The 15,574-nt window shown below is 56.9% G+C and carries 14 protein-coding genes; 9 read left to right on the top strand and 5 right to left on the bottom strand.

Translation table 11 applies throughout. The features are described 5' to 3' along the window. Nucleotides 1-63 precede the first annotated feature (63 nt). The 7 genes from argC to argH all read left to right on the top strand — a co-directional run bounded on the left by argC (nucleotide 64) and on the right by argH (nucleotide 8,835). On the top strand, nucleotides 64-1,113 hold the full coding sequence (argC, locus tag PAE68_RS00450) for an N-acetyl-gamma-glutamyl-phosphate reductase (protein WP_281883003.1): 1,050 nt from the start codon (nucleotides 64-66) through the stop codon (nucleotides 1,111-1,113). Nucleotides 1,114-1,138: 25 nt separating this feature from the next. Continuing rightward, nucleotides 1,139-2,368 carry a bifunctional glutamate N-acetyltransferase/amino-acid acetyltransferase ArgJ gene (gene argJ / locus PAE68_RS00445; RefSeq protein ID WP_281883000.1) on the top strand — a complete coding sequence of 410 codons (1,230 nt, stop codon included), beginning with the start codon at nucleotides 1,139-1,141 and terminating at the stop codon, nucleotides 2,366-2,368. Between the two features lie 497 nt (nucleotides 2,369-2,865). Then, a complete protein-coding gene (gene argB / locus PAE68_RS00440) occupies nucleotides 2,866-3,645 on the top strand; it encodes an acetylglutamate kinase (RefSeq protein ID WP_281882998.1) in 780 nt (259 codons plus the stop codon). A 36-nt stretch (nucleotides 3,646-3,681) separates the two neighbouring features. Beyond that, complete coding sequence (locus PAE68_RS00435; protein WP_281882995.1) at nucleotides 3,682-4,872, top strand: acetylornithine transaminase; 1,191 nt, start codon at nucleotides 3,682-3,684, stop codon at nucleotides 4,870-4,872. A gap of 95 nt (nucleotides 4,873-4,967) precedes the next feature. Then, nucleotides 4,968-5,924, top strand: a complete 957-nt coding sequence (gene argF, locus PAE68_RS00430) for an ornithine carbamoyltransferase (RefSeq protein ID WP_281882992.1) — start codon at nucleotides 4,968-4,970, stop codon at nucleotides 5,922-5,924. 112 nt (nucleotides 5,925-6,036) lie between these two features. Beyond that, complete coding sequence (locus PAE68_RS00425; RefSeq protein ID WP_281882990.1) at nucleotides 6,037-7,278, top strand: argininosuccinate synthase; 1,242 nt, start codon at nucleotides 6,037-6,039, stop codon at nucleotides 7,276-7,278. A gap of 141 nt (nucleotides 7,279-7,419) precedes the next feature. Further along, on the top strand, nucleotides 7,420-8,835 hold the full coding sequence (argH, locus tag PAE68_RS00420; protein WP_281882988.1) for an argininosuccinate lyase: 1,416 nt from the start codon (nucleotides 7,420-7,422) through the stop codon (nucleotides 8,833-8,835). A gap of 230 nt (nucleotides 8,836-9,065) precedes the next feature. Here the strand turns inward: argH and PAE68_RS00415 are convergent, their stop codons facing one another. Genes PAE68_RS00415 through PAE68_RS00400 form a run of 4 tightly spaced genes read right to left on the bottom strand, consistent with a single transcriptional unit; the run spans nucleotide 9,066 to nucleotide 12,136 of the window. Continuing rightward, nucleotides 9,066-9,722, bottom strand: a complete 657-nt coding sequence (locus PAE68_RS00415) for an ABC transporter ATP-binding protein (RefSeq protein WP_281882986.1) — start codon at nucleotides 9,720-9,722, stop codon at nucleotides 9,066-9,068. A gap of 34 nt (nucleotides 9,723-9,756) precedes the next feature. After that, nucleotides 9,757-10,494, bottom strand: coding sequence for a hypothetical protein (locus tag PAE68_RS00410; RefSeq protein ID WP_281882985.1), 738 nt, complete (start codon nucleotides 10,492-10,494; stop codon nucleotides 9,757-9,759). 3 nt (nucleotides 10,495-10,497) lie between these two features. After that, nucleotides 10,498-11,325 (bottom strand): hypothetical protein, encoded by an 828-nt coding sequence (locus tag PAE68_RS00405; RefSeq protein WP_281882983.1) that lies wholly within the window; start codon nucleotides 11,323-11,325, stop codon nucleotides 10,498-10,500. Next, nucleotides 11,318-12,136, bottom strand: a complete 819-nt coding sequence (locus PAE68_RS00400) for a hypothetical protein (protein WP_281882980.1) — start codon at nucleotides 12,134-12,136, stop codon at nucleotides 11,318-11,320. The genes PAE68_RS00405 and PAE68_RS00400 overlap by 8 nt, the downstream gene beginning before the upstream one ends. 141 nt (nucleotides 12,137-12,277) lie before the next feature. Between PAE68_RS00400 and PAE68_RS00395 the strand changes: the two genes are divergently transcribed. Together PAE68_RS00395 and PAE68_RS00390 are read left to right on the top strand one after the other, a co-directional pair. Continuing rightward, nucleotides 12,278-12,964 (top strand): ABC transporter permease, encoded by a 687-nt coding sequence (locus PAE68_RS00395; protein WP_281882978.1) that lies wholly within the window; start codon nucleotides 12,278-12,280, stop codon nucleotides 12,962-12,964. A 2-nt stretch (nucleotides 12,965-12,966) separates the two neighbouring features. Further along, nucleotides 12,967-13,902 (top strand): ABC transporter ATP-binding protein, encoded by a 936-nt coding sequence (locus PAE68_RS00390; RefSeq protein WP_281882976.1) that lies wholly within the window; start codon nucleotides 12,967-12,969, stop codon nucleotides 13,900-13,902. A 58-nt stretch (nucleotides 13,903-13,960) separates the two neighbouring features. Here the strand turns inward: PAE68_RS00390 and PAE68_RS00385 are convergent, their stop codons facing one another. Next, nucleotides 13,961-15,478: a VanW family protein gene (locus PAE68_RS00385; RefSeq protein WP_281882974.1), complete on the bottom strand. Its 1,518-nt coding sequence runs from the start codon at nucleotides 15,476-15,478 to the stop codon at nucleotides 13,961-13,963. Nucleotides 15,479-15,574: the final 96 nt, after the last annotated feature.

Here is a 15,574-nt window from a genome sequence, read left to right as displayed (position 1 = left end):
AATTGAATTTTTATACTGCCGAATGTATAATAATACATAGTTTTTGGAACGGGAGGAACGACTATGTCTACGAAAGTAAGAGCGGCGATCGTCGGATCGACCGGCTATGGCGGCGTGGAGCTTATTCGCTTGCTGCTCACGCATCCACAGGTGGAAATTACGTCGGTTATCTCGTCCTCGACGGCGGGCGTACCGATTGCGGACGGCTATCCGCACTTGAACCAGATTGTAACCGACAACTTAGACGGTATAGATATTGAAGTGATCCGCAGCAAGGCCGATGTCGTATTCCTCGCAACCCCGCATGGAGTCAGCATTGCGCTGTCGCCGCAGCTGATCGACGCAGGACTGAAGGTTATCGACCTGTCGGGCGACTTCCGCTTGAAGGAAGGCCAAGTGTACGAGGAGTGGTATAAGCACGCACCGGCAGACCCTGCCTATCTGGAGAAGGCTGTATACGGACTATGCGAGCTGTTCGGCGATGAGGTGCCGGGCGCGACGTTCATCTCGAATCCAGGCTGCTATCCGACAGCGACGATCCTTGGGCTGGCGCCGCTTGCGGCGAACCGTATGATTGACATGAAGTCGATCATCGTCGATGCGAAGTCGGGCGTATCCGGAGCAGGCCGCGGCTTGAGCCAGGTCGTTCACTATGCGGAGATTAACGAGAATTTCCTCGCGTACAAGGTGAACCGTCACCAGCATACGCCAGAGATCGAGCAGGCGCTCGGACGATTAGCAGGCGAGACGCCGGTCATCACGTTCACGACCCATCTCGTACCGATGACGCGCGGCATTATGTCGACGATCTATGTGAATCTGAACGAGACGAAGAGCGAGGACGACATCTTCGCGCTGTACCGCAGCTATTACGAGGGCCGCTCCTTCGTCCGTATTCGGAATAAGGGCAAGTATCCGGGCACGAAGGAAGTATCCGGCTCGAACTATTGCGATATCGGGCTGTCGCTGGACGCGCGCACGGGACGACTTACCATCATCTCGGTCATCGACAACATGGTGAAGGGCGCGGCCGGTCAGGCCATTCAGAACTTGAATATCATGATGGGCTGGGACGAGACGACAGGGCTGGCGTTTACTCCGGTTTATCCATAATGCACGAGCGGGGGAATAGGGGAGCATGAATTCGAATTCGAAGCAATTTGTAGTGGTGCCGGAGGGCTCGGTGACGACGCCTAAGGGCTTCCGTGCCGGAGGTCTTCATTGCGGGTTGAAAAAAACAGAGCGCCATGACCTCGGCGTTATCGTCTGCGACGTTCCCGCGAACGCGGCTGGCGTCTATACGCTGAACCAATTCCAAGCGGCGCCGCTGCGCGTCACGCAGGAAAGCATCGCCCAAGGCGGTCAGCTGCAGGTCATGCTCGTCAACAGCGGCAACGCGAACGCGTGTACGGGCCAGCAGGGCGAGGCTGACGCCCGCACGATGCGCGCCTCCGCCGCCAAGGCGTTCGGCGTCGCCGAGCACCTCGTCGGCGTCACCTCCACCGGCGTCATCGGCGAGCTATTGCCGATGGGCAAGGTCGAAGCGGGCATCGAGCGTCTGCCAGCTGGCGTCAAGCCAGACGGCGGCGACGACTTCTGCCAGGCGATCCTCACGACCGACCTCGTCAAGAAGGAGGTCTGCGTCAGCGTCACTGTCGGCGTCCACACCGTCCACATCGCAGGCGCCGCCAAGGGCTCGGGCATGATTCACCCGAACATGGCCACCATGCTCGGCTTCATTACCACCGATGCCGTCATCGGCAGCACGCAGCTGCAGCAGCTCTTGAACGAGTCCACGGACTCGACCTTCAATATGATCACCGTCGACGGCGACACCAGCACGAACGACATGGTCGTCGTCATGGCGAGCAGCCTCGCCGGCAACGAAGCCCTAACGCCGGACCATCCAGACTGGGCGGCCTTCGCCGCAGGCTTCCAATATGTAGGCGAAGTCCTCGCCAAAGCGATCGCCCGCGACGGCGAAGGCGCAACGAAGCTCATCGAGGTCACCGTCGCCCACGCCGCTTCCCGTGAAGCCGCCCGCGCCATCGCGAAGACCGTCATCGGCTCGAGCCTCGTCAAGTCCGCCTGCTTCGGTGCAGACGCCAACTGGGGCCGCATCATCGCCGCCGTCGGCCGCGCCGGCTTCCCGGTCCAGACCGAGACGGTCGACATCCGCCTCGGCGATATCGCCGTGCTCGCGCAATCGCGCCCTGTCCGCTTCGACGAGGAGCGCGCCGCCGAGTACCTGAAGGGCGAGCTCGTTCAGATCCACGTCGATCTGAACATGGGCGATGCCACCGCCACCGCCTGGGGCTGCGACCTGACGTACGACTACGTCCGCATTAATGCCGCGTACCGAACGTAATACTCTCTGTAACAATGAAGCACCAACACATATAGCTCACTGATCGAGGCCGGAGGGGGGGAACTCCCGACGCCAATGATCACGAAGCACGCAAGTTGCGCACGAAGGATGTACGGGGAGAAGCAAGAAGTAACGCACAAGTACGGTCCAAGTCAAACATAGCCCACTGATCGAGGCTGGAGGGGGGAGTAACCCCCGACGCCAATGATCAGCCACCCCACGCGCCAACGTAAGCTTCATGACGCAAGTCATGGCGCGAGTCCTTGCACGCCAGCACCAACAACGCACCATCCGCTGCGCCTTAGCAGCTACAGGCCCACGTACCGAGAGGACGCCAACGTAAGCGGACGCCCGGTACGGGCGGGTAAAGCGTGCCCAGCGCCATGCCGAGCTTCAACGCCGGCCCCGCTGCAGGCACGCCTATTTTCGGGGTCTTGGGGCAGGAGCCCCGAGTCCTCCCCCCTTTGGCAAAGGGGGGAAAGAGGGGGGATTCGAACATGTTCGTGATGAAATGCGGCGGCAGCACGCTAGCTGCTTTGCCAGATGTTTTTTTTGAGGATCTACATAAGCTTCACGCGGAAGGACTGACACCGGTCATCGTGCACGGGGGCGGTCCAGCGATCTCGGGTACGCTCGGCAAGCTCGGCATCGAGACCGAGTTCGTGAATGGGCTGCGCAAGACGAACGAGGATGTGCTCGATGTCGTCGAGATGGTATTGTCCGGTCAGATCAACAAGCAGATCGTACGCAAAATCCAGCTCGCCGGCGCGAAGGCGATCGGCCTGTCTGGCGTCGACGGCACACTCATTCAAGCGAAGCCTGTTGCGAACGCGGACGAGGTCGGACTCGTCGGCGACGTCACGAGCGTCAACGCGGAGCTGATTCGCGGCGTTGTCGCCATGGGCTGCATCCCGGTCATCGCACCGGTCGGGATCGGCGCAGACGGCGCGCAGCGCTATAACATCAATGCCGATACGGCAGCGGGAGCGGTCGCGTCCCAGCTCGGTGTCGAGCGCATGATCGTCGTCACCGATGTGCCGGGCATTATGAAGAACGTCGACGGTGAGAAGCGAGTATTGCCTGCTGTCACCGTGCAGGAGATCGAGGACATGATCGCCAGTGGCGACATCTACGGAGGTATGATTCCGAAGGTGCGCGCGGCGGTGCAGTGCATTCAGGGCGATGTGCGCGAGGTCGTCATCGTCGACGGCTCGGTGCCGGAGGTGCTCAGCAAGGCGCTGAAGCAGGGGAACATCGGCACGCGCATTATGCGATAGGAACATCCAATCGATTTGAATAAAGGAGTGAACGACATGGGAGAAGCTCATAGCGCGTTGTTTCCGAACTACGCCAGATACCCGTTTACATTCGTGAAGGGAGAAGGCAGCCGCTTGTGGGATGAGCAGGGCAACGAATATTTGGACCTGATGTGCGGCCTCGCGGTGACGAACCTCGGCCACGCGCCGAAGCAGGTGACCGAGCGCCTGAAGGAGCAGGTCGACACGCTGTGGCACACGAGCAACCTGTTCCGCATTCCGAACCAGGAGAAGCTGGCGGAGTTGCTCGTCGCGAACAGCTGCGGCGACGCGGTGTTCTTCTGCAACAGCGGTGCGGAGGCGAACGAGGCGGCGATCAAGATCGCACGCCGTTATTACCAGAAGGTGCTCGGGCAGCCGGAGCGCTATGAGATTATCACCTTCAACATGTCGTTCCACGGCCGTACGCTCGCGACGCTGACGGCGACCGGGCAGGATAAGGTGAAGGAAGGCTTCGCGCCGCTGCCAGAGGGCTTCGTCTATGCGCCGTTCAACGATGCGGCTGCGGTCGAGAAGCTCATCTCGGGCAAGACGTGCGCCGTCATGCTGGAGATGGTGCAGGGCGAGGGTGGCGTGAACCCGGCGGACCCGGCCTTCGTGAAGGCGGTAGCGGAGCTGTGTGAGAAGCACGGACTGCTGCTCATCATCGATGAGATTCAGACTGGTGTCGGTCGTACGGGCAAGCTGTTCGCCTACGAGCATTACGGCATCGAGCCAGACCTGTTCACCTTGGCGAAGGGACTTGGCAGCGGCATGCCGATCGGCGCACTGCTCGGTAAGGAGAAGCTGCGCGAGGCGCTCGCAGCAGGCTCGCACGGCACGACGTTCGGCGGCAACTACTTGTCGACGACAGCAGGTCTTGCAACGCTCGAGACGATTCTCAATGAGAAGCTGTCCGAGCGTGCAGCGGAGCTCGGCGACTATATCCAGAGCGAGCTGAAGACACGCCTTGCGGATAACCCGCTCGTGGACCAAATTCGCGGCCTCGGCCTCTTGATCGGTATTCAGCTGACAATTCCGGCTGGCGATCTGATCAAGACGATTCATGAGCAGAAGGTGCTGGTCGTTCCGGCTGGACCGAACGTCATTCGTCTCGCGCCGAGCCTGCTCATTACGAAGGAAGAGCTGGATCGCGGCCTGGATACGGTGTGTCAGACACTCGCGAAGGCGGCAGGCGCAGCGGTATAACGAAGAAGACAACAAGCGATGCTGAGCCCTGAACCGGCAACGGGAGGGTGCCAGCGACTTGTCTCATATCACGATCACGAAGGGAGTGGAGTTCCATGACGGAAACCGCGCAGCAGGACATCGCGTTACAATTGAGAGGTCGCGACTTCATCGGTCTCGTCGATTACAGCCCGGAGGAGATCCGGTACTTGATCGACCTTGCGATCGAACTGAAGAAGAAGCAGAAGGCAGGCGAGGTGTACCAACCGCTGAAGGGGAAGACGCTCGGCATGATTTTCGAAAAATCGTCGACGCGCACTCGCGTCTCGTTCGAGGTGGGCATGTACCAGCTCGGCGGACACGCGCTCTTCCTGAGCAAGAACGATCTGCAGATCGGACGCGGCGAGACGATCGCCGATACGGCGCAGACGATGAGCCGTTACCTCGACGGCATCATGATTCGGACGTACGCGCATCGCACGGTCATCGAGCTGGCGCGCAACGCAACGATTCCGGTCATCAACGGCTTGACCGACCTGTCTCACCCCTGCCAGGCGCTCGCGGATTACCAGACAGTGCTGGAGAAGAAGGGCCGCCTTGCAGGACTGAAGGTCGCGTACATCGGCGACGGCAACAACATGGTTCACTCGCTGCTCATGGGCGCTGCCAAGCTCGGCATCAACTTCGCGGTGGCGACACCGGAAGGCTACGAGCCGGATGAGAACGTGCTGGCGCTGTCGCGTGAGACGGCTGCCAAGACAGGCGCTTCGATCTACATCGGCAACGATGCGAAGGAAGCGATCTCGAACGCCGACGTCATCTACACCGACGTATGGGCGAGCATGGGCTTCGAGGCGGAGCAGAAGGAGCGGGAGCAGGCGTTCAAGAACTACCAGGTGAACGAGGAGCTCGTGAAGTACGCGAAGTCGGACTACATCTTCATGCACTGCCTGCCTGCACACCGCGGCGAGGAAGTGTCGGAGGGCGTTATCGACGGCCCGAACTCGGTTATTTTCGACCAGGCGGAGAACCGTCTGCATGCACAGAAGGCTGTTATGGCGGCGACGATGTAGCCAGAGGCAACAACGATGCGGGTGGTCTGACCGTTAATTAGCGGGACGGCTGGCCCGCGGTTGATCCGACTTACAATAGAGATGTTCATATATAAAGGAGAGCAGGCGCGATATGGCAAAGCAAAAAATCGTATTAGCGTATTCGGGCGGACTGGACACGTCCATTATTTTGAAGTGGCTGAAGGAAACGTACGACGCTGAAATTATCGCGTTCACGGCCGATATCGGCCAGAAGGAAGAGCTGGACGGTCTGGAGGAGAAGGCGCTTGCGACAGGCGCGTCGAAGGTGTACATCGACGATCTGCGCGAGGAGTTCGCGCGCGACTTCATTTTCCCTATGTTCCAGGCAGGCGCTCTGTACGAGGGTCAATACTTGCTCGGCACGAGCATCGCGCGTCCGCTGATCGCCAAGCGCATGGTCGAGATTGCACGCGCTGAGGGCGCAACGGCGATCGCACACGGCGCGACAGGTAAAGGTAACGACCAGGTGCGCTTCGAGCTGACAGCTGCTGCGCTGACACCGGATGTCGAAGTGATCGCGCCTTGGCGTCTCGAGGAGTTCCGTGAGACGTTCCCGGGACGTGCGGAGATGATCGCGTACGCGGAGAAGCACGGCATCAACGTCGTCGCATCGGCGGCGAAGCCGTATTCGATGGACCGCAACCTGCTGCACATCAGCTATGAGAGCGGCGTGCTGGAGGACCCTTGGTTCGATGCGAGCGCACCGGAGAACAAGGCAATGTACTTGCTCAGCGTTGATCCAGAGGATGCACCGGATGAGGCAGAATATGTGGAGCTGGAGTTCGAGCAAGGCAACTGCGTAGCGGTGAACGGCGAGCGCATGATTCCGCTGCACATTATGGAGAAGCTCAACGAGCTCGGCGGCAAGCATGGCGTAGGCCGTGTCGATATGGTTGAGAACCGCTTCGTTGGTATGAAGAGCCGCGGCGTCTATGAGACACCGGGCGGTGCGATTCTGTTCACGGCTCACCGCAAGATCGAGTCGATCACGATGGACCGTGAAGTGATGCATCTGCGCGACTCGCTCATTCCGAAGTACGCGACACTCGTGTACAACGGCTTCTGGTATGCGCCGGAGCGCCTTGCGATCCAAGCGCTCGTAACCGAGAGCCAGAAGAACGTATCCGGTACGGTACGTGTGAAGCTGTACAAGGGCAACGTGATGGCCGCAGGCGTGAAGAGCCCGGTCAGCTTGTACAACCCGCATATCGCGACGATGGAGGCCGACCCGACGAAGGCTTACGATCAGGGAGATGCGACGGGCTTCATTCGTCTGAACGCGCTTCGTCTGCGTGTAGCAGCGGGCGTACAGCAGCAAGCGGACAGCAAGTAAGAGAAGGCGGCCTGGGGGCCGCTCGGGACAACAGGGTTTTCCTTCAACGGGAAAGCCCTGCTCCTGCGTTAAGGGATGAAGCGTGCAGCCGGCTGGCGAGCCGCTACGGATAAGGGGACAAGGGAAAGGGGCCAACGAAACGTGTCTAAGCTATGGGGTGGACGATTTACGAAGAAAACCGACCAGCTGGTCGAGGAATATACAGCCTCCATTATGTTCGACAAGGAGCTCGCGGAGGAGGATGTGCAGGGCAGTCTCGCACACGTGACGATGCTCGGCAAGTGCGGCATTCTTCCGCTCGATGATGTGGAGAAGATCAAGGACGGCCTGCTCAAGGTGCAGGGCATGATTCGCCGCGGCGATCTGGAGTTCTCGGTAAGCGACGAGGATATTCATATGAACATTGAGAAGGCGCTGATCGACGAGGTCGGCTCCGTAGGCGGCAAGCTGCACACTGGACGCAGCCGTAACGATCAGGTGGCGACCGATATGCATCTGTGGCTGCGCAAGCGCGTCGTCGAGTTCGTCGGCCTGCTGAACAAGGTGCAGGAGGCGCTCATCGAGCAGGCGAAGCAAAATCTCGACACGATCGTACCCGGCTACACGCATCTGCAGCGTGCCCAGCCGATCTTGTTCGCGCACCATCTGCTGGCGTATGTGTCGATGTTCCAGCGTGACGCGGAGCGTCTTGCGGACAGCTACAAGCGCGTCAACGTGCTGCCGCTCGGCGCTGGCGCTCTCGCCGGCACGACGTTCCCGATCGACCGCCATTACGTGGCGGAGCAGCTCGGCTTCGACCGTGTGTACGAGAATTCGCTCGATGCGGTGAGCGACCGCGACTTCATTCTGGAGTTTCTGTCGAATGCGTCGATGATTATGATGCACCTGTCCCGTCTGAGCGAGGAGTTCGTCATGTGGTCGAGCACCGAGTTCCGCTTCGTCGAGCTCGATGACGCGTTCTGCACAGGCAGCAGCATTATGCCGCAGAAGAAGAACCCGGACGTCGCCGAGCTCGTGCGCGGCAAGACCGGACGCGTCTACGGCAACTTGATGGGACTTCTCACTGTGCTGAAGTCGCTGCCGCTGGCCTACAACAAGGACATGCAGGAGGACAAGGAAGGCATGTTCGATACGGTTCGCACGCTGCAGGGCGCGCTCCAGCTGTATGCGCCGATGATCAGCACGATGAAGGTGAACAAGGATCGGATGAGACAGGCGGTCAACCAAGATTTCTCCAACGCGACCGACATTGCGGACTACCTGGTGAACAAGGGCATGCCGTTCCGCCAAGCGCACGAGGTAATCGGCAAGACGGTGCTATATTGCATCCAGAACCAGAAATATTTGCTCGACCTGACGATCGCCGAGTACCACCAGTTCTCGTCGCTGTTCGATCAGGACATCTACCACGTGCTGCAGCCGGAGACGGTCGTCAACGCGCGTAACGTATACGGCGGCACGGGTACGGCGCAGGTGACAGCGGCGATCGCACGTGCGGAGGCCGTATTGGCCGAGTCGAACGCTTGGTTCGATGAATTTTTCACTAGAAGTCGGTAAGGTAGAGGTGTGAGGCGAGGCGTCTAGAAAGCTAGAGATATGGTGGGCAACGAAGCCGGACAGCTTGAGTGCCAGCCAGAGTGCTAAGGTGCTACAAAGCTAGAACGTGCAAGGCTAGAATATACTACGCTTACGAGCTAGCAAGCCCGCAAGCAAAATAGCCAGTCCCTCACGGGGCTGGCTGCTTTGCGTTATTCCCCCTCGTAGGAAGCGGACTCGGCTCGACTAGACTAGACTTCAGTCGCCGTCTGCGAAACCAGCGTAACGCGCTTGTTGTCGATCTCATACACCCTATCGCACAATAATCGGATGTCTTCTGCAATATGACTGGACAACACAATCGTTACACCTTGCTGCTTCAGCTCCATAATAAGCTGCCGTATTTGGGCGACACCGCTTTTGTCCAATCCATTCATAGGCTCGTCAAGCAGCAGCAGCTTCGGCTCCTCCATGATCGCTTGAGCTATGGCCAGACGCTGCTTCATCCCGATGGAGTAAGCCTTTACCTTCTTCTTATCATTCGGATTCAGCCCGACGGCCTGCAGAGCTTGCTTGATTCGTTCGGGCGTAATTTTGTTGCGTATGGCGGCTAAGTAGGTAAGGTTATCTAGTCCGGAGCGGTCACTTAGAAATCCTGGCTGCTCAATAACAGCTCCTGTATGTTCAGGGTAGTCAATCTCTTTGCCGAGTGTGTGATTCAAGATTTGAACAGAGCCTTGGTCGGGTACGATCATGCCGCAGAGCAGCTTGAAGAGGACGGACTTGCCGCTCCCGTTATGACCGATGATGCCGTGAATGAGTCCTGCTTCGAGCTCCAGATCGATAGAGTCGAAGATGAGCTCACCTTTGAATGCTTTACTTACACCTGTTACCTTAACCGCATGCATGTTGTACATCCTCCTCGCATTCATTCGATATACACTAGCTTTTTTTCAACCGATGTAAAGTCAGACCGTATGACAGGCAGATGAGCATCACCTGGATCAGGATAAAGAGGATTATGATGAATGGAGAACGATCGTTCGCACTTATATATTTCTGTGGACTGATGTGACCTCCGATCCATAGAACCTCATTGTGAAAGATCAGGCTCATGCCGTAGACCGCGGCTACGATGATATAGGCAAGCCCGATTCGTCTTATAAGTACGTTCAAGGCTAGCTGTAAGCAGCTCATCCCAATCGAGCCGAACAGCTGAAGGACTCCGATCTTCAACACGGTCTGTAAGGTCTCTCTGTTCAGCCCGTCATTCGAAGTGGTCATCGCCATAACACCTACGGCAAGTACTAGATATAGGATCAAATAAACCAAGTTCAGAAGAGCGATCGTAACCAGATGAGAGCTGATCCACATCGAGCGACGCGTTATTCGTATTGTCGTGTAAAGCGAGTTCGCCTCTACGTTACGCTCCGTATACTGGTCGATGATGAACATCAGGTACAGATAAGGAAGCATATGATGAAGCAGCAATAGCAGATCATGAGTAGGTGGGTACGGTGCATCGACATGGATCCATAGCAGATCTATGATGGGGGAATTCTCCCGGTCATAGAGCAGTGTGCATCCAATTAACAGCCCGAACAGCAGGATTGAGCCTGCGGAGTGTCTGGTTGTTAGGTGTTGACTGTTGAAGCGAACTAGATTCAAGAATGATTCCATAGCCTATTCTCCAAGCTTCAGTGATTTCTCACGCACAACTATAATAAAAAGAGCGATTCCGATCATACACACATTCCCTAGGTGATAGTTCCATGCAAAAGGGAAAAGCTCGCTGCTTTCAGTAAAATAACGAATATACTCAGAATTCAAATATAAATACGGTAGATAGGTCATAAATACGCTCATATGAAACATGTAGTTGGCCAACAATGTAATCATCACGATGAGCATGGCAACAGTATGTCTGGTTCTTCCCATCCCTGTATAGAGCGCAAGATATATTGATCCCACCACCCACGTGCTGACTACATGCTTACATGAGGTAAGGAGCCACGCCTCGACAGGGCTAAGATATTGAGCGTATAAGAAGTTAGTGTCATCCTCGAGCACCGCTTGGCTCCAGCTTGGATCATATCCCTTGAGCAGAAAGGCGATGAGGGTGATTGTCCCTACATAGAGTACCGTAAACACAAGGCCCGAGACGAAGATCATGATCACCTTAGACCATATCCAGCTTCTCTTCGTTCTTAATCGGATCAGGAGCGAGGGTCGAATAGGACCGTCATGGCAAATACTATAAACATACAACAGGTAAACAGGCAGAAATAAGAACAGTTGGATGACTGAATGATTCAGTATGCCATACAGAATGACATCCCAGCTATTCGCTTGTCCGAACTTGCGGGTCAGCTCCATGTCGGTGTAAAAGGTAAAGGCAATTACAATGCCGGCAATCCATATGGACTTGGCACTCAGTGCGATTTGCAGTCCTTGGTGCAGGCAGTATCTGAAGATTCTCGCTTCGCTAGATACCGTCTTATAATCAGCCACTTGTAATCACCCTGCCAGCTTGGCGGAAGTAGATGAAGGCACTGCACAGGATGACGAGTACCAACGGAATATACAGCGTATAGACCTCTACATGTCGACTAAACGTCATCTGATACCATTGCAGAGGAGAGAATGCATGTAGGCTCAGGAACGCTTCTAGTACGATGCTGGATACGGTGAAGAGCAGGAAGGGTCCAATATAAACGACGGCTAGATGCTTCGACAGACTGGCGAGTGTGATCGCAATCGCAGAGAACATGGCTCCAAGTAAGAAGTGAGTGATCAGAACAATGCCTATATATAGCTCCGGCGTAGTAGAGAACAGAGAGGCAAAGATGCCCGAAGGCTCATACATGAACGGATCCAGAATTTCATTGCGAAAGATGAGTGAAATGACCACATAATAGACAAGCTCAGGTATGACGATCGCGAGTCCGCCGACGATACAAGCAACCGCCCACTTGATACGAATATAGCTCCAGTAAGGAGCTCTGGTAAGGATAAAATAATAGTATCTGCTCTCACGTTCGATGAGAAACGACGATGCGTAAGGCAGAGCAGCAAGCAGTGGAAAGATGAGCGCCAAAAAATCAAAGCTCTTGATCCAAACATGATACGTATTCCAGCCGTTCGTAACGAGATGCTGGATCGCTTGATCATTTCCTCTTAGGTCCGGTGCATCCAAATCAGCGAATGTCATGAGCTTGAATACAGAGGCGTAGTCTGATAAAAACATCAACAGCAAGGATGCGATGAAAACAAAAAGCATTTTTCCGTTACGCACACCTCGGATAATCTCCTGCAGCAGCATGTCATGAATCACTCTCCTTAAGAGACTTCAGATTAGACAATTGACAACGGTTTAATTATACAGATACACTAACAATGTAATATGAAAGGATAATTCTGTAAAGTTCGCCAGCTTTATAGATAGGCTCCAGGAGGGAATGACATGCTAGGCATCGTTATCAAGGAATACACCTCATTAATTAAAGGCATCAAGTCGATGCTGCTCGCCGCATTCATTACGCTCATATCGATATGGGCGGCACGATTCATTACCAGCAATGCGTTGTTTCAAAGTGAGGTTGGATCAGCGGAAAGTACGGCTCTTGCCGGGTTATCCTTCATTCTGGTCGCGTTCGGAGCGCTGTTCGTCTACATCCTCTCGCACGATATTATCAATCGGGATATTGAATTGCAGCGCATTCGATTACTCGTGACGAAGACTTCTCGGCGAAATATTGTGCTCGGCAAGTTTTTGGCTGTGTGGCTGTTTTGGCTGAGTATCACGACGATTACATTCGTGATCGTATCGATCATGACGAAGACCTTCCTCATTCAAGAGCTGCTCCTGCTCTGGGTGTTCCTCGCCTTTCATACCAGTGTGGTCGTGCTCGTCTCAACGCTGATCGTGAACCATGCCTATACGGTAATGACGAGTCTGATCTTAGGCATTGCGATGCCGATCGCTGGCGTCTGGAGTATGTTCAATACGACTGCTGTGGCTCAGGTTGTGCGCTATGGTCTCCCTTATTATTTCATGTCGGATAACCATGGGTGGCTGATGATTGCGGTGCTGGAAGCTCTGCTCATGCTGGTAGTCGCCGTGAAGGTCTTAGAGAGAAAGGAATTATAGTCATGAGTATCTTAACCGTGAAGGAGCTAACGAAGGCGTACAGAGGCCGTAAGGTGGTCAATGAAATCAGCTTCGCCTTGAAGCAAGGCGAGATCTTCGCATTCCTGGGGCGCAATGGCGCGGGCAAAAGCACGACGATCCATATGCTCACCGGCATCATTCCTCCAACCTCCGGCGAGATCGAGCTCTTCAATGCCTCCTACAAGTCCATCGATAAGCTGAAGCAGCGAATCGGCGTGCTACCTGACAATAGTCAATATTACAATGACATGACGGCGCTGCAGCATCTCCAGTTTTTCGCAAGAGTGAAGGGTCTTAAGCCTGTTCGTGAGGAGCTCATCGCCTTACTCGACGAGGTGGGCCTCGGGGAGCATTACAATAAGAAGGCAGGCCAGTTCTCGCTAGGGATGAAGAAGAAGCTGGGCATCGCGCAGGCGTTAATCGGCAGTCCGGAGCTTCTGTTTCTGGATGAGCCGACCTCGACGCTGGATATTGAATCCTCCATTCAGATCCGGTCTCTCTTGAGGAAGCTGGCCTCTCAGGGCATTACGATCTTCATGACGTCTCACAATCTGGAAGAGGTAGAGAAGCTGTGTGACCGCATCGCGATTATTAATCAAGGTCGCATTGAGAAGTTAGGTACGCTCGAGCAGCTGCAGACTGCGCATACAACCGAGCTTAAGGTGAAGCTGAAGTATGCGAGCGAACGTGAGGACAGCCTGCAGCAATGGCTCGGGCAGCTGCAGCTGCATACAGCTGTAGCACCCTCGCTGACCGAGGGCGGCTGGCTGGAATTCACCGTTCAACATGAAGAGAGCATCGCGGACATCGTGGAGGCCGCCAGTCGTCATCACGTGCGAATATTCCGTGTCGAGGTGGAGGCCACTTCGTTAGAAGCGATCTTTATTGACCACGAGCAGCCGATGCAGACCACCTAGCATGTAGCTGAGCAAAACGCCTTCCCCTCATTCAAGCCGGGGAAGGCGTATTTGCTGTTCAGCGGAACGACGGTCCCTTGACGCCGTCCTCCACGTGCGGGGCGGCTCCTTCCTCCCTGGACGGAGCGGGAGCATCCCCTGAGCCTGCGTCGGGGCCGCCGTTGACGGCGACCAGCGTCGACTGGGCAGCGTACGTGTCGCGGGACAGCTTCTCCCGGTTGATCATCGAGCCGTTACGCTTATGGATGCGGTACGTCTCGACGATGTAGCCGGGCTTGCCCTTCGCCAGCACCTGCTCTTGACCGGGGCGCAGCTTCGGGTTGTGCACGTAGCGGCGCGGCGGCTCTAGCGTCTCGATCGTCTTCGACTCGACCTCGTACGTCAGCTCCTCGGGCGTCTGTCCGAACAGCTTCACGGTCAGCCTCTCTTCATCGGCCTCCGTGCGGACCAGTACATAATGCTCCGTATTATTGCGGAACTTGAAGTTGATATAGCCGCTCGAGAATGTCGCATCTTGTCCGAGCGGCACATAGCTGACCGGCAGCGAATGGTTGCGCCGCTCGACGATCTCAAGCCCGGCCCGCAGTACGGCGTTGTACAGCGTAGACGACACCTGGCAGATGCCGCCGCCGATGCCGGGCACGAGCTTGCCGTTCATGATAACAGGCGCTTCGCGGTAGCCAGCGCGCTGCTCGGTGCGCTCCACGATCGGCGCGTAGTCGAAGACGTCGCCCGGCGCGAGCAGCACATCGTGCAGCGTAGCCGCGGTCGAGCGCACGTTGTGCACGCGGCCTGCGGAGCTGGAGCTGCCTCCGCTGCTGGTGCTCGGCGCGGGCGGGTACACTGTCGTGAACGCGGCGAGCCTGCGCGTAATGCCTTGGGCGCGCAGCGACTCGAGCGTCTGCTTCGGCAGAAGCTGCCGCTCGGGCACCTGCAGCCGCAGCGGCTCCTGCACCGCGCCGGCCTCGGTCCAGCGCGGCAGCGCGGCGAGCAGCTCGTCGGCGAAGCGCTGTTCGTCCGGGCGCAGGACGGTCGTCTCCGGCGTGTAGACGACCGTATCGTCGGCGCGGATCGTGCGGACGGCGTCCTTCGGCTCGCTGCGGTACGACGCAGGGAACGACTGCCGCAGCGCCGCCTGCAGCTGGGCTGTGTCCACCTGCGGCTGCACGCTCCACCGTTGTCCGCGCTCGCTCCATCGCGCTCTCGCCCGACTGTACAGCGAGCCAGTCTGCAGCCGGGCGATACGCGCCCGCAGCTCGTCCTCCTGCAGCGACACCCCGAGCTCGCCTGCATGGAGCGGGCTTGCGGTGCTGTCGCCGCTGCCGGCAAGCTGGAGCTGCACGGGCAGCGAGGTATATTGCTGCTTGCGGGCCTGCAGCTGCTGGTCCAGCTCTGCGTACGGAAGTCCGCCGACAGGCCAGCCGTCGAGCTGGACGCCGCTTGGGATGCGGTCTGTGGAGGCGTACACCCAGACGGCCGCACTGCCCACTAGCGTGAGGCCGAGCGCGCAGGTCAGGAGTGGCGCGATGACGCGGAACGCTCCGCGGGGCATGATTCTTTTATTCATGGAGGGCATAGAGGCGATCTCCTTTGACTGCTTTTTTCGTACGAGCTGTCTACATCCTTCAATGTATGCGGCTGTCCGGCCGAACTTTCCACTATATTCAACCGC

Origin of the sequence: Paenibacillus sp. YYML68, from assembly GCF_027923405.1 — a bacterium.
In the GTDB taxonomy this organism is placed as follows: Bacteria; Bacillota; Bacilli; order Paenibacillales; family NBRC-103111; genus Paenibacillus_G.
The sequence above is the reverse complement of the archived record's forward strand: the minus strand, read 5'-3'. Positions and strand labels throughout refer to the sequence as shown.

Coding starts and splice junctions, on each gene's coding strand:
- argC (WP_281883003.1), top strand. CDS start 64: ATGTCTACGAAAGTAAGAGCGGCGATCGTCGGATCGACCGGCTATGGC.
- argJ (WP_281883000.1), top strand. CDS start 1,139: ATGAATTCGAATTCGAAGCAATTTGTAGTGGTGCCGGAGGGCTCGGTG.
- argB (WP_281882998.1), top strand. CDS start 2,866: ATGTTCGTGATGAAATGCGGCGGCAGCACGCTAGCTGCTTTGCCAGAT.
- PAE68_RS00435 (WP_281882995.1), top strand. CDS start 3,682: ATGGGAGAAGCTCATAGCGCGTTGTTTCCGAACTACGCCAGATACCCG.
- argF (WP_281882992.1), top strand. CDS start 4,968: ATGACGGAAACCGCGCAGCAGGACATCGCGTTACAATTGAGAGGTCGC.
- PAE68_RS00425 (WP_281882990.1), top strand. CDS start 6,037: ATGGCAAAGCAAAAAATCGTATTAGCGTATTCGGGCGGACTGGACACG.
- PAE68_RS00415 (WP_281882986.1), bottom strand. CDS start 9,722: ATGCATGCGGTTAAGGTAACAGGTGTAAGTAAAGCATTCAAAGGTGAG.
- PAE68_RS00410 (WP_281882985.1), bottom strand. CDS start 10,494: ATGGAATCATTCTTGAATCTAGTTCGCTTCAACAGTCAACACCTAACA.
- PAE68_RS00400 (WP_281882980.1), bottom strand. CDS start 12,136: ATGCTGCTGCAGGAGATTATCCGAGGTGTGCGTAACGGAAAAATGCTT.
- PAE68_RS00395 (WP_281882978.1), top strand. CDS start 12,278: ATGCTAGGCATCGTTATCAAGGAATACACCTCATTAATTAAAGGCATC.
- PAE68_RS00390 (WP_281882976.1), top strand. CDS start 12,967: ATGAGTATCTTAACCGTGAAGGAGCTAACGAAGGCGTACAGAGGCCGT.
- PAE68_RS00385 (WP_281882974.1), bottom strand. CDS start 15,478: ATGCCCTCCATGAATAAAAGAATCATGCCCCGCGGAGCGTTCCGCGTC.